Below are 13,304 nucleotides of genomic sequence, written 5' to 3'. Positions count from 1 at the left end.
CCTTGATATCGTCCAAGCGTGGTCGACAGCAGGCTGCAGCCTGACGGGGAGAAGCGGAATCGGAATGGGCGGCGCAGGCATCATGCTGTGACAGCCCGCACGCAGTGGACAGCGGGAGCGGTCCGGCTACGACAGACTCACCAGCATCAAGCAGACGTGATGCAGGCGATCACGACAGAGCCACCTGGAAGAGCGCTTAGCGGTAGCGCGCGGGGACTCAGGCCAGCGGTGGCGGCAGATGCGGAGCCACCAGCTGCAGGGTCCGCTGCAGCGCGCCGCGACCATTGCTGACCAGCGTGCAACCCGCGCGGGCCATGTCCTCACGCGCCTGCGCGTCGTCGAGCAGGTGCAGCAGCAGATCACCCACCGCCTGAACGTCCTCACCGATCAGCAGTGCGCCGGCTTCACGCATGCGCCGCGAGATTTCGGCGAAGTTGTGCAGGTGCGGGCCGGTCACCGCTGCAGTGCCCATTGCCGCAGGCTCCAGCAGGTTGTGGCCGCCGATGGCCTGCAGGCTGCCACCGACGAAGGCGACCTGGGCGCAGCCGTAGAACGGCATCAGTTCGCCCAACGTATCGATGACGAAGACATCGCTGCCGGCCACTGGCCACTGCTGCGCGCGCCGCGTCGCTACGCTCCAGCCCTGCTCGCGGGCCAGCGCCTCCACCTTGGGGAAGCGCTCGGGATGCCGCGGCGCCCACAACAGCAGCAGGTCCGGATGCTGCTGGCGCAGACGGCGGTGCAGGTCGATCACCGCCTGCTCTTCGCCGTCATGCGTACTGGCCGCGATCCACACCGGACGCGTGGCCGGTACGTGGGCGTGGAACTGTTCGATGAACGGCTGCACGTCCGGCGTGGCGATGTCGAACTTCAGGTTGCCCAACGCCTGCACCTGTTCCTGTGCCGCGCCCAACTGCACGAACCGCGCGGCGTCATCCTGCGATTGTGCGGCCACGCAGGTGACCGTGCGCAGCGCACGCCGGATCAACGCCGCCAGCACGCGGTAGCCGCGCAGCGACCGGGCCGACAGGCGCGCATTGAGGATGTAGACCGGAATGCGACGGTCGCGGCAACCGAACAGCATGTTCGGCCACAGCTCGGTTTCCAGGATCAGCGCCAGGCTGGGCTGGAAGTGCCCGAGGAAGCGGTTGACGCTGCCGGGCACGTCATAGGGCAGGTACACGTGGTCCAGCGCATCGCCCCACAGCGCGCGCACCCGTTCCGAGCCGGTCGGGGTGATGGTGGTGATGACCCAGCGGATGTCCGGCCGCTGCTCACGCAGCGCATTGACCAGCGGCGCAGCGGCGTTGACCTCGCCCACCGAGACCGCGTGCAGCCAGACCCGCGGCTGGCCGCTCGGCTGCGGATAGGACGCATAGCGTTCATCCCAGCGCCGGAAGTATTCACGGACCCGGAAACCGCGCCAGACCAGGTGGTACACGGTGATCGGCAGCAGGAGGTACAGCACGGCCGAGTACAGGCCACGCAGGATCCATTCGACAGGGTCTTTACGCATGCGGCAAGGATACGGGAGCCCCCCGGGAAAGACACGCGGCCGGGTTGGTAGAATGGCGGCATGTCCGATGCCACCACCGCCGTCCGTCCGTCGCTGCGTGATCCACGCAACTGGCCGATGTTTGCCGTCATGTTCACTGCCTTCGGGATCGCCCGGCTGCCGTGGATGCTGCAGCGCGCGCTCGGCCGCGGGGTCGGCTCGATCGCCTGGCGCCTGGCCGGCAGCCGCCGCCACGCTGCCGAGGTCAACCTCAAGCTGTGCTTCCCCGAGAAGGACGAGGCCTGGCGCAAGCGCCTGGTGCGCGACAGCTTCGATGCGCTGGGCGTAGGCATCTTCGAATGCGCGCGCTCGTGGTGGGGCAGCATCGACAGCATCCGCCCGCAGGTGCATATCGAAGGACTGGAACACCTCAAGCAGATGCAGGCTGAAGGCCGCGGCGTGCTGCTGGTCTCGGGCCACTTCATGACCCTGGAGATGTGCGGCCGCCTGCTGTGCGACCACGTCGACCTGTCCGGCATGTACCGCAAGCACAAAAACCCGGTGTACGAGTGGGCGGTGAAGTTCGGCCGCCTGCGCTACGCCAAAGCCATGTACGCCAACGAGGACATCCGTTCGACGGTGCGCCACCTGAAGAAGGGCGGCTTCCTCTGGTACGCGCCCGACCAGGACATGCGTGGCAAGGACACCGTGTTCGTGCCGTTCTTCGGCCACACCGCATCCACCATCACCGCGACCCACCAGCTGGCGCGGATGACCGGTTGTGCGGTCATTCCCTACTTCCATCGCCGCGAAGGCGGGAAGTACTTCCTGAAGATCGGTGCGCCGCTGGAGAATTTCCCCAGCGAAGACGTCGAGGCCGATACCGCGCGGGTCAACCAGGCCATCGAACAGATGGTGCGCGAGGCGCCGGACCAGTACCTGTGGATCCATCGCCGCTTCAAGCGCCAGCCGGGCGGGCGGAGCGATTTCTACAAGTGATGTGACGGGCGGGCGGGAACGCCCCATCCACGCATGGCGTGGATCTACTGACGACTGGCCCCATCCACGCATGGCGTGGATCTACTGGCTGACTTCATCCACGCATGGCGTGGATCTACTGGCTGGCTTCATCCACGCATGGCGTGGATCTACTGGCTGGCTTCATCCACGCATGGCGTGGATCTACTGGCGGCTGGCCCCATCCACGCATGGCGTGGATCTACTGACGGCTGGCTCCATCCACGCCATGCGTGGATGCTCTCCGCTCCGACACCGGAATCTACAACGGCCAACGACACCACGCATGCGGGTACTCCCCCAACTCACCGGCCAATCCGGCCCGCACCGGATTGCCCAGGATGTACATCGCCTTCTCATGAAGGGATTCATCGGTGCGCACCGCATGGTCGTGATAGCCGTGCTGCCAGAGCGCCCCCTTCCGTCCCAGTTGCCGGTTCAGCAACCGACTGCTGCGTGACTTGAGCAGCGCCATGCACTCGGCCAGCGTTCCCTTCCGCAGTTCCATCAGCCAATGCAGGTGGTCGGGCATCACCACCCAGGCTAGGCTGTGGCTGACGCCCCTGCGTTCGACGAAGCGCAATGCGTCCACCAGCATTGCGACGTTGCCTGCGTCGGAGAAGAAGGGCTCCCGGCCACGTGTTGTCGTGGTCAGGGAATAGACATTGCCTGTGCGGGAATAGCGACCGTATCGGAGTCTGGGGCTGGCCATGGGACCAGACTGCGGTTTGCGGGACCCTGCGTGCATTGGCGGACCACCCTGCAGCCAGTCGGAAAAAGCCGCGACGACGGCCAATGTTCATGGGAAAGTCCATCCACGCATGGCGTGGATCTACTGCTCAGGCACAACCATCGTCCCGCGTAATCCAGTAGATCCACGCCATGCGTGGATGCGGCGCTACGCGGCGCCCGGCAGATCGTCCGGTTCGCGCGCCAGCAACGTGCCGACGAACAGCGCGGCCAGCAGCACGGTCAGGCCGCCCCAGAACGCGGAATAGAACGCCAGGTGGGTATTGAGCGGGAACACAGTAACCGCCAACGCCAGCATCGCCGGTCGTGCACGCTCGCGCGCCGCTGCCGGCGCGAAACGCCATGCCCGCCATGCCTGTGCCGCCGCCGCCAGCCACAGCAACAGCCCCAGCACCCCGGTCTCGGCAAGAATCTCCAGCACGATCTGATGCGCGTGCAGCGCCGGCGTCGCACCCCACACTGCCGGCCCCTCGTCAGCGACGCAGTCGGGATAGGCATCGCGGAAGCCACGTGCACCGACGCCATTGATCGGATGCGCTTCGATCATGCAGGCCGCCGCACTCCAGATGCGGGTACGACCGGACAGTGCCTGTTCGACGCCATCCTCACCTCCACCCCAGGCCATTGCCGTGCGCGCAACACGCTCCCGCAACTGCGGCACGCTGGCGGTCAGTGCACCTGCCGAGAGAACACCCACCAGCGCGAGCAGCCCCAGCCGCTTCCATCCCAGTTGGCGCACGCCACTGTAGACAACCACCAGGCCGAAGGTGATCCATGAGGCACGGGAGCCAGCCAGCAGCAGCACCACACCGACCGCCGCAGCGGCCAGCAACCAGCCCGCGTTGCCGAAGCGACGTGCCACCGGCAACAGCAGGAACGGCGAAAGACTCGCCAGTACCTGGCCGAACTTCAAGTTGCACGGCCCAAGCACTCCGCTGAGACGATCTGCCAATGCGGCTTCGTCAGCCGGGCACAGCGCGTGGCCGCTGATGGCCAGCTTGATCTGCTGCAGCGACCAGAACCATGGGCTGGTACCTGCCAGTGCCTGCACCAGCGCGTCGAGCGTCCACAGGCCGGTGATCACCGCCAACCCACCCAGCGTCAAACGCCGCCGCTGTGGCGTGGCCACGGCGATCGCCACCAGCCACATGAAAGGCAGATAGCGCAGCCCGGCCGCCGCCTTGGTCCACGACGCCGATGGGTCAACCGCATCGAACGCCGAGAACGCCTGCGGCAGCCAGTAACCAAGGAAAAGAATCGATGTCAGCGCCCACGCTGCCGGGCTCAGCAGATGCGGTCGATGCTGCATCCGGCGGATGACCATGCGTGCGGCGGCGTACAACGCTCCCAGGCCCAGCACCGTTTCGGCGATGCCTGGCAGCGGCCACAACGCAACGTAGGCCAGCACCCACCAGGGCGCCCAGCGTCCCGCGCGCTCGTCGCGCAGGGTCGGCGCGGCGTCAGCCAGCGAGGTCGGCATAGAGGCGGAGGGTATCGCGCTGCATGGCCTGCAGGGTAAACGGGATACGGCCCGGCAGTGACGGCGGCTGTGCCAGCAAGGCCAGCGCACGTTCACCCAGCAGCTGCGCATTGCCCAGCGGCACTGCACCACTGGGCTGCAGCTGCTGCAGCAGTTCACCGACGCCACCGTGGTCCCAACCCAGCACCGGCCTGCCGACCGACAACGCTTCGACCACGGTACGGCCGAAGGCTTCAGGCTTGTCAGACAGCTGCAGCACCAGATCGCTGGCGGCGTACGCCTGGGCAATACGTGCGGTCGGCGTGCTGATGTGCACGGCATCGGTCACGCCAAGCACGTCTGCCTGTTTGCGCAGCTCTGCCACATAGGCTTCGCGGCCAAGCTCGTCGGTGCCCAGCATCCACAGCTGTGCCGGCACGCCCGCTGTGCGGACATCGGCCAGCAGGCGCAGTGCGTGGGTGTGGCCTTTCAACCGCGTGCCACGACCGGGCAACAGCAACAGCGGTCCATCGACCTGGGCCAGCCACGGGTAGTCCGCCGCCAGCGCCAGCCGCGGCCGCCGATCGGCACGGGCCACACGTGGGAACTGGCTGACGTCCACGCCACGCGGGATCACCTGCAGCCTGTCACGGGCCACCGTCGGGTAATGCGCCTGCACATAGTCGCGCACGCTGTTGGATACGCAGATCACGCGTTCGCCGCTCGTCATCACCGCGCTGTAGCGGCCGGGCGAATTCAGCCCATGCACGGTGGTGACCCAATGCGGGCGCTGCGCCGGCTGCATCGCACGGATCGCATACAGCCCCAGCCACGCCGGCAGGCGCGAGCGGGCATGGACGATGTCGGCGCCCACTTCGGTGAACAGGCGGCGCAGGGTAGGCAGATGGCGCAGCGTCAGCAGCGACTTGCGGCCGATATCCAGGGTCAGGTGCTCGGCACCGCTGTCGAGCAGCGCTGGCACCAGGCGACCACCGGCCGAGACCACCAGCGCACGATGGCCGGCAGCGACCAGGGCCGCAGCGATTTCAAGGGTCGAGCGCTCGACACCGCCGGAGTGCAGCGCCGGCAGCAACTGCACCACGGTCAATCGGCGCATCGAGGGGGCCGCCGCTTAGTCGGCCAGCACGAACACGGCGCCGCAGTAAGCACACTGCGCTTGCCCGTTGGGTTCGTCTTCGATCGGCAGGTACACCCGCGGATGCGAGTTCCACAGCGCCATTTCCGGGGTCGGGCAGCTCAGCGGCAGATCGCTGCGGTGCACGGTGTAGCGCTTTTCGGCGTTGGCGGGCGCGGTGGCGGTATGGCTCATGGCGGATGTCGATGAACGGATTGCGAGGCCTGCGATTCTAGCATCTGGGCCTGGCAAACACCGCGCGCTGCGTGGCCGCTGCGCGCGGCGGCCCGCTTCACACCTGCGCCAAGGCCCCGCCATGCAACCACCCTGCCCGTTCGCCGACGGCGGCGCCAAGCCCGGTCGGCTGGAAATTCCCCATGCGTGCCAATAAGTTCCGTGGGAAACCGGTCTTCGCTCGAAATTCCCGCATTTGGATCGAACTAAATGGCACTTGTCAGGGCGCTGCCAGCTGTTGCAGCATCGGGCCCGATCCATTCCTGACCCGATCGCATGGCCCGCCCCCCACCGGACCAGCATCGCCTCCCGACTGCCTTGCGGCGGACGGGGCGGTGCTGTCCGTGGTGTTCGCCGATGCGGGTTCTGCCTGCCGCCTGCCCTACCGGGAGACCCTGCATGACCCTGTCCGATCCGCGCCGCGCCCTGCTTCCGCTCGCCCTGGCCCTGGCCTGTGCGACCACTGCGACACCGGTGCTGGCGCAAGGGCTGCAGACCTCCTTCGAGCCGGGCGAGCCTGCACCGGCCAACGCCAATGGCGCGCTGTCCGTCAACGTCGGCAGCGGCCCCGGCGCGCCGTACGCGGCCAAGCGCAGCGTCGGCTACAGCGGCCTGCATGCCTTGCACTACAGCGCCCGCGGCGGCCACGCACGCCGCGAACTGTTCAAGACCGATCTGCCCATCGATGCCGACGCCACGCTGTCCTGGCTGGTACTGCCGGAGATCGTCGGCAAGGACACCGTGGCCTCCACCTATGTCTCGCTGGACCTGCTGCTGGACGATGGCAGCCGCGTATCTGGCAGCGGCGCGCGCGACCAGCACGGCGTGGCGTTGAGCGCACAGGCCCAGGGCGACTCGAAGACGCTGTACCCGCAGCAGTGGGCGCGCAAGGCGGTGCGCCTGGGCGATGTGCCTGCGTTGAAGGGCCGCCGCGTGATCGCCATCGAGCTTGAGGTGGCCAGCGCCGATGGCGCCCCTGTGTCGGGCTGGATCGACGACGTGCGCCTGGATGTGCAGCCACGGCATGCACCACAGCGTGTCTCCGACTGGGTACTCACCACCCGCGGAACCCAGGCCAACGGCACCTTTTCTCGCGGCAACAACTTCCCGGCCACCGCTGTACCGCACGGCTTCAACTTCTGGACGCCAGTGACCGATGCCGGCGCACTGAACTGGCTGTACCGCTGGAACGAGCAGAACGATGCCAGGAACCGGCCGCAGCTGCAGGCACTTGCCCTGAGCCACCAGCCCAGCCCGTGGATGGGTGACCGCCAGACCTTCCAGGTGATGCCCTCGGCCACGCACGGCACGCCCGAAGCGGATCGCAGCAAGCGGGCGTTGTCCTTCGACCGTGCACAGGAAAGCGCGCGCCCGTACCGCTACGACGTGCGCTTCGACAACGGTATCGCCGCGTCCATCGCCCCCACCGACCACGCCGCGCTGTTCCGCTTCGATTTCCCGGCAGGTGGCGACGCCAACCTGCTGTTCGACAACGTCGATTCGCGCGGTGGGCTGACCCTCGACGCCGCCACGCAGACGTTGTCCGGCTACACCGATACCCGTAGCGGCCTGTCCAACGGCGCCACCCGCATGTATGTGGTGGCCAGCTTCGACAAGCCGTGGCGCAGCAGCGGCCAGATCAACACCGGCCGCCCGACCGGCTACATCAAGTTCGACGCAGGCAGCGAGCAACGGGTGACGATGCGCATCGCCACCTCTCTGATCTCCGTCGAGCAGGCGCGCCACAACCTGGCGCTGGAAATCGCCGCGGCCGATACGCTGGACAGCGTGGCCGGGCGTGCACAGGATGCGTGGGATGCACGCCTGGCCCGCTTCGACATCGGCAATGCCAGCGACGACCAGAAGACCACGCTGTATTCCAGCCTGTACCGGTTGTACCTGTACCCCAATTCCGGCCATGAGAACGCGGGCACTGCCGCCGCGCCCGATTGGCGCTATGCCAGCCAGGCCAGCGCCGCCGATGACAATACCGACGGCAGCGCGACGCGCAGCTTCGCAGCGGTGCGCGACGGCAAGGTCTTCGTCAACAACGGCTTCTGGGACACGTTCCGCACCACCTGGCCAGCGTATGCGCTGTTCACCCCGGAAGATGCCGGGCAGCTGGTACAGGGCTTCATCGAGCAGTACCGCGCCGGTGGCTGGATCGCGCGCTGGTCCTCGCCCGGCTACGCGGACCTGATGGTCGGCACCAGCTCGGACGTGGCCTTCGCCGATGCGTGGCTGAAGGGCATCGGTGGCTTCAATCCCGAAGAGGCCTATGCCGCAGCGCTGAAGAACGCCACGGTGGTACCACCAGACCGTCACGTCGGTCGCAAGGGCATGGAGCGTTCGACGTTCCGCGGCTATGCCAGCGCCGACGTGCATGAAGGCATGTCGTGGACGATGGAAGGTGCGCTCAATGACTTCGGCATCGCCAACATGGCCGATGCACTGGCCAAGCGTGCAACGACGCCGTCCGCACGCGAACGCTACGCCACCGAAGCCGACTACTTCCGCTACCGCGCCGCCAGCTACGCGACGATGTTCGATCCGGCGGCCGGCTTCTTCCAGGGCCGCAAGGCCGATGGCAGCTGGCGCCTGGATGCCAAGGATTACGACCCGCGCGTGTGGGGCCACGACTACACCGAATCCAATGGCTGGACGTTCGCCTTCACCGCCGCGCACGATGGCGAAGGCCTGGCCGCGCTGTACGGTGGCCGCGACAAGCTGGCCGCCAAGCTCGACACCTTCTTCGCCACGCCGGAAACCGCCGACGCCGCGTTCGCCGGCTCCTACGGCGGCACCATCCACGAGATGACCGAAGCGCGCGATGTGCGCATGGGCATGTACGCGCACAGCAACCAGCCGGCACACCACATCCCGTGGATGTACCTGTATGCCGGGCAGCCGTGGAAGACCCAGCAGCATGTGCGCGAGATCCTGTCGCGGCTATATGTCGGCAGCGAGATCGGCCAGGGCTATCCGGGCGACGAGGACAACGGTGAAACCTCGGCCTGGTACGTGCTGGCGTCGCTGGGCCTGTATCCGCTGCGCATGGGCGCGCCGGAGTACGCGATTGGTTCGCCCGCGTTCCAGCATGCCCGTGTCGAGCTGCAGGGTGGCGCGGTGTTGACCGTCAATGCGGCGCAGAATTCGCGCGAGAACGTCTACGTGCAGTCGCTGAAGATCAACGGCAAGCCGTGGACGAAGACCTGGGTGCCGCACGAGGTGATCGCCAAGGGCGCGACCCTGGACTTCGTGATGGGCCCGCAGCCGTCGCGCTGGGGGAGCGGCATCGATGATGTGCCCCGCTCGCTGACCGCGCGTGGCCAGCGCCCTCAGCTGCTGCATGATCTGCTCGGCAACGGCGCACAGGCGGCACTGGCCGATGGCCGTGCCCTGCCCGCGCTGATCGACGACGATGCCACCACGGCCGTGCCACTGGGCGCCGGTGCGACCATCGCGCTGAGCCATGTGGGCGATGGCGTACCGACGATGTACACGCTGACCAGCGGTGATGGCGCTATCCGTGGCGGCGAGTGGACGCTGGAAGCACGTACCGGCAACGGGCGCTGGGTAACGCTGGACCAGCGACGCGGAGAGGAATTCACCTCGGCCCGACAGACCCGCCCATTCCGTATCGCTTCGCCCTCACGCTATGCCGAGTACCGTCTGCGCCTGGCTGCGCCGGGGCGCCTGCAGCTGGCCGAGATCGAACTGCTGGCGCCTTCCCCCCTACAATGACGCCCATGCGCCTACGCTTCCTCCCCCTCGCTCTTGCTGCCCTTGCCTTCCCCACGCTCAGCCATGCACAACCGCAGACCCAGGCCTTCGATGGCCAGGTCAGCCGTGACGGGGTGACGCTGTATTACCAGGACGCCACCGGCGCGCTGGCCGCACCGGTGCGCAAGCGCATCATCGATACGTTCTACTTCGCCTACCTGCGCGAGCGTGCGGACTTCCGCCCGGCCGCGCCGAATGAAGTGCGCATCGTGATCGATCCGGCGTACAACGGCGTCGCCTTCGTCGGCGACAAGGACAAGGCCAGCACCATCACCATCAACCCGGGTTGGCTGGTCCAGCACCCGGATGACATTGATCTGGTGACCCATGAGGCGATGCATATCGTGCAGGGCTACCCCAGCTATGGCGACAAGCGCGTGCCGGGCTGGCTGGTGGAGGGCATCGCCGACTACGCACGCGACCGCTACGGCATGAACAACACCGCTGCCGGCTGGGCGTTGCCGGACAAGCTGAGCCAGGGCCAGACGGTGGAAAGCGGCTACCGGGTGACCGGTGCCTTCCTGAAGTGGGCTGAAGCGGCGCATCCGGGACTGGTGCTGGCACTGGACAAGGATCTGCGCGACGGGCGCTATGCACCGGCGCTATGGCAGAAGCACACCGGCAAGACCCTGCCGGCGCTGTGGGCGGAGTACGCCAAGCCGCGCTCCCCGGCCCCGGCGCCGCCGCCCGCGCGGCGCGCAAAGCGGCGATAAGTTCGACGTTGCCGGGGCGATGCCCCGGCCTTCAACGCAATTGCACGAAGCCGGCGTACAGCGCGAACAACTGCTGGAAATACCGCTTGCTCACTCGACTGCGCATGACACTGCTCCGCCCATGGAAAGTTGGTCGGGCCCAGGGTGGGAAGGCCAGTCCGGTCCCTTCCCACGGCCGGGCCGCGTGGGCGTATTGGGCCGTAGCGAGGTTGCAGGGCGATTACCGGGCGGCGTAGCGGGTGTGGCAGGCGCCTGCAGGTAGAGCCGGCCGCTGGCCGGCTGTCGCAGTGTACCTGGGCATGATTGCGGTTGCCGGCCAGCGGCCGGCACTACCGTTTCCGCGTTGCGGAAACAGAAACGCGCCCCGTAGGGCGCGTTTCTGCAGATCGTAGCGGAACGAAGGCTTACGCCTTCTTCTCCGCTTCGATCTGCTTGCGGATCTGCGCATCGACTGCGGCAATCGCGGTCATGTTCAGGATCCGGCGCGAGGTCGCGCTGGTGGTCAGGATGTGCACCGGCTTGTTCACGCCCATCAGGATCGGACCGATCGCTACGCCATCGGTGAACACGCGCACCAGGTTGTAGGCGATGTTGGCCGCTTCCAGGTTCGGCAGCACGAACAGGTTGGCACGGCCCTGCAGGGTCGAGCCCGGCAGCAGCTTCTGGCGCAGGGCTTCATCCCATGCGGTGTCACCCTGCATTTCGCCGTCCACGTTCAGACGCGGGTTGCGCTTGAGCAGCAGCTCGCGCACCTGGCGCATCTTCAGCGCATCCTTCGAATCGTGGCTGCCGAAGTTGGAGTGCGACAGCAGTGCCACCTTCGGCTCGACGCCGAACAGCTTCATGCGGTACGCCGCCTGCAGGGTCGCTTCACACAGCTGCTCGGCGGTCGGGTCTTCCTGCACGTGGGTGTCAACGAAGAAGAACACGCCCTGCTGGTTGATCACGCCGGTCATCGCCGAGGTCGAGGTGACCTTCGGCTCCAGCGGCAGCACGCTGCGCACGTAGCCCAGCTTCTTGTGGAAGCGGCCGACGATGCCGGTCAGCATCGCATCGGCTTCGCCACGGGCGACCATCACGGCGGCGATCAGGGTCGGGCGCGAACGCATCAGGTTCTTGGCGGCGGCCACGGTGACGCCACGACGACCGGTCAGGCCGTGGTAGTACTGCCAGTACTCGTTGAAGCGCGGGTCGTCGTTGATGTTGGTGACTTCAACGTTCTCGCCGATCTTCAGGCGCAGGCCGAGGCGTTCGATGCGCGACTCGATCACTTCCGGGCGACCGATCAGGATCGGGTGTGCCAGGCCGTCATCGACCACGTTCTGCACCGCCTGCAGCACCACTTCTTCTTCGCCTTCGGCATACACCACGCGCTGCTTGTCGCTGCGCGCGCGGTCGTAGACCGGCTTCATCATCAGGCTGGTGCGGTAGACGAACTGCGACAGCTTCTGCCGGTAGGCTTCCATGTCGGCGATCGGACGGGCGGCCACGCCCGAATCCATCGCGGCCTGGGCCACGGCGGCCGACAGCTCTACCAACAGGCGGCGGTCGAACGGGCGCGGGATCAGGTATTCGCGGCCGAAACTCGGGGTTTCACCGCCATAGGCCGAGCCCATGTCGGTGGCGGCGCGGCGGGCCAGGGCGGCAATCGCGCGCACGCAGGCGATCTTCATTTCCTCGTTGATCGCGGTCGCACCGACGTCCAGCGCACCGCGGAACAGGTACGGGAAGCACAGCACGTTGTTGACCTGGTTCGGGTAGTCCGAACGGCCGGTACCGATGATCGCGTCCGGACGCGCAGCGCGCACCAGTTCCGGCATGATTTCCGGGGTCGGGTTGGCCAGGGCGAAGATCACCGGGTCCGGTGCCATCGTCTTGACCATCTCGGCGGTCAGGATGCCCGGCGCCGACAGGCCCAGGAAGATGTCCGCGCCGTCGACGATCTCGGCCAGGGTGCGCTTGTCGGTGTCGCGCGCATAGCGCTGCTTTTCCGGGTCCAGATCGGTACGGCCGGTGTGGATGACACCTTCGCGGTCGAAGGCCAGGATGTTCTCCGGCTTCAGGCCCAGCTGCACCAGCATGTTCACGCAGGAAATGCCGGCCGCGCCCATGCCCGTGGTCGCCAGCTTCACTTCCTCGATCTTCTTGCCGGTGATCGCCATGGCGTTCAGCACCGCGGCGCCGACGATGATCGCCGTGCCGTGCTGGTCGTCATGGAACACCGGGATCTTCATGCGCTCGCGCAGCTTGCGCTCGACGATGAAGCATTCCGGCGCCTTGATGTCTTCCAGGTTGATGCCGCCGAAGGTCGGCTCCAGCGAGGCGATGATGTCGACCAGCTTGTCCGGGTCGTTCTCGTCCACTTCGATGTCGAACACATCGATGCCGGCGAACTTCTGGAACAGCACGCCCTTGCCTTCCATCACCGGCTTGCCGGCCAGCGCACCGATGTTGCCCAGGCCCAGCACCGCGGTGCCGTTGGAGATCACTGCCACCAGGTTGCCGCGGGCAGTCAGCTCGCTGGCCTGCTGCGGATCAGCCTTGATCGCTTCACAGGCGTACGCCACGCCCGGCGAATACGCCAGCGACAGGTCGCGCTGGGTCAGCATGGGCTTGGTAGCGGAAACCTTGATCTTGCCGGGCGGAGACATCCGGTGGTAATCGAGGGCGGCCTGTTTGAAATCTTCGTTGGACATCGATGTGGGTTACATGAATGGG

9 protein-coding genes are annotated in these 13,304 nt (G+C 66.9%); 3 read left to right on the top strand and 6 right to left on the bottom strand.

The window, feature by feature from the left end:
* Positions 1–217: 217 nt before the first annotated feature.
* Entirely contained in the window at positions 218–1,516 is a 1,299-nt protein-coding gene (gene waaA, locus HUT07_RS02925; RefSeq protein ID WP_176019660.1) for a lipid IV(A) 3-deoxy-D-manno-octulosonic acid transferase, read from the bottom strand.
* A 60-nt stretch (positions 1,517–1,576) separates the two neighbouring features.
* On the opposite strand from waaA, the gene HUT07_RS02920 reads away from it, so the two are divergent.
* Positions 1,577–2,494 (top strand): LpxL/LpxP family Kdo(2)-lipid IV(A) lauroyl/palmitoleoyl acyltransferase, encoded by a 918-nt coding sequence (locus HUT07_RS02920; protein ID WP_176019659.1) that lies wholly within the window; start codon positions 1,577–1,579, stop codon positions 2,492–2,494.
* A gap of 280 nt (positions 2,495–2,774) precedes the next feature.
* Here HUT07_RS02920 and HUT07_RS02915 read toward each other — a convergent pair whose 3' ends face one another.
* The 4 genes from HUT07_RS02915 to HUT07_RS02900 form a co-directional block, all read right to left on the bottom strand.
* A complete protein-coding gene (locus HUT07_RS02915; RefSeq protein ID WP_176019658.1) occupies positions 2,775–3,224 on the bottom strand; it encodes a transposase in 450 nt (149 codons plus the stop codon).
* Positions 3,225–3,410: 186 nt separating this feature from the next.
* The gene (locus tag HUT07_RS02910; protein WP_176019657.1) at positions 3,411–4,742 is read right to left on the bottom strand and encodes an O-antigen ligase family protein; all 1,332 of its coding nucleotides are present in this window, start codon (positions 4,740–4,742) and stop codon (positions 3,411–3,413) included.
* Positions 4,723–5,838: a glycosyltransferase gene (locus HUT07_RS02905; RefSeq protein WP_176019656.1), complete on the bottom strand. Its 1,116-nt coding sequence runs from the start codon at positions 5,836–5,838 to the stop codon at positions 4,723–4,725. The genes HUT07_RS02910 and HUT07_RS02905 overlap by 20 nt, the downstream gene beginning before the upstream one ends.
* 15 nt (positions 5,839–5,853) lie before the next feature.
* On the bottom strand, positions 5,854–6,051 hold the full coding sequence (locus HUT07_RS02900; RefSeq protein ID WP_025874129.1) for a zinc-finger domain-containing protein: 198 nt from the start codon (positions 6,049–6,051) through the stop codon (positions 5,854–5,856).
* Between the two features lie 438 nt (positions 6,052–6,489).
* On the opposite strand from HUT07_RS02900, the gene HUT07_RS02895 reads away from it, so the two are divergent.
* Together HUT07_RS02895 and HUT07_RS02890 are read left to right on the top strand one after the other, a co-directional pair.
* On the top strand, positions 6,490–9,834 hold the full coding sequence (locus HUT07_RS02895; protein ID WP_176019655.1) for a GH92 family glycosyl hydrolase: 3,345 nt from the start codon (positions 6,490–6,492) through the stop codon (positions 9,832–9,834).
* Entirely contained in the window at positions 9,831–10,586 is a 756-nt protein-coding gene (locus tag HUT07_RS02890) for a basic secretory protein-like protein (protein ID WP_176019654.1), read from the top strand. Before HUT07_RS02895 ends, HUT07_RS02890 begins: the two co-directional genes overlap by 4 nt.
* Before the next feature lie 404 nt (positions 10,587–10,990).
* On the opposite strand, the gene HUT07_RS02885 is transcribed toward HUT07_RS02890, so the two are convergent.
* Complete coding sequence (locus HUT07_RS02885; RefSeq protein WP_176019653.1) at positions 10,991–13,282, bottom strand: NADP-dependent malic enzyme; 2,292 nt, start codon at positions 13,280–13,282, stop codon at positions 10,991–10,993.
* Positions 13,283–13,304 lie beyond the last annotated feature (22 nt).

This window comes from Stenotrophomonas sp. NA06056, from assembly GCF_013364355.1.
In the GTDB taxonomy this organism is placed as follows: domain Bacteria; phylum Pseudomonadota; class Gammaproteobacteria; order Xanthomonadales; family Xanthomonadaceae; genus Stenotrophomonas.
The sequence above is the reverse complement of the archived record's forward strand: the minus strand, read 5'-3'. Positions and strand labels throughout refer to the sequence as shown.

Coding starts and splice junctions, on each gene's coding strand:
- HUT07_RS02895 (WP_176019655.1), top strand. CDS start 6,490: ATGACCCTGTCCGATCCGCGCCGCGCCCTGCTTCCGCTCGCCCTGGCC.
- HUT07_RS02900 (WP_025874129.1), bottom strand. CDS start 6,051: ATGAGCCATACCGCCACCGCGCCCGCCAACGCCGAAAAGCGCTACACC.
- HUT07_RS02915 (WP_176019658.1), bottom strand. CDS start 3,224: ATGGCCAGCCCCAGACTCCGATACGGTCGCTATTCCCGCACAGGCAAT.
- waaA (WP_176019660.1), bottom strand. CDS start 1,516: ATGCGTAAAGACCCTGTCGAATGGATCCTGCGTGGCCTGTACTCGGCC.
- HUT07_RS02890 (WP_176019654.1), top strand. CDS start 9,831: ATGACGCCCATGCGCCTACGCTTCCTCCCCCTCGCTCTTGCTGCCCTT.
- HUT07_RS02920 (WP_176019659.1), top strand. CDS start 1,577: ATGTCCGATGCCACCACCGCCGTCCGTCCGTCGCTGCGTGATCCACGC.
- HUT07_RS02910 (WP_176019657.1), bottom strand. CDS start 4,742: ATGCCGACCTCGCTGGCTGACGCCGCGCCGACCCTGCGCGACGAGCGC.
- HUT07_RS02905 (WP_176019656.1), bottom strand. CDS start 5,838: ATGCGCCGATTGACCGTGGTGCAGTTGCTGCCGGCGCTGCACTCCGGC.
- HUT07_RS02885 (WP_176019653.1), bottom strand. CDS start 13,282: ATGTCCAACGAAGATTTCAAACAGGCCGCCCTCGATTACCACCGGATG.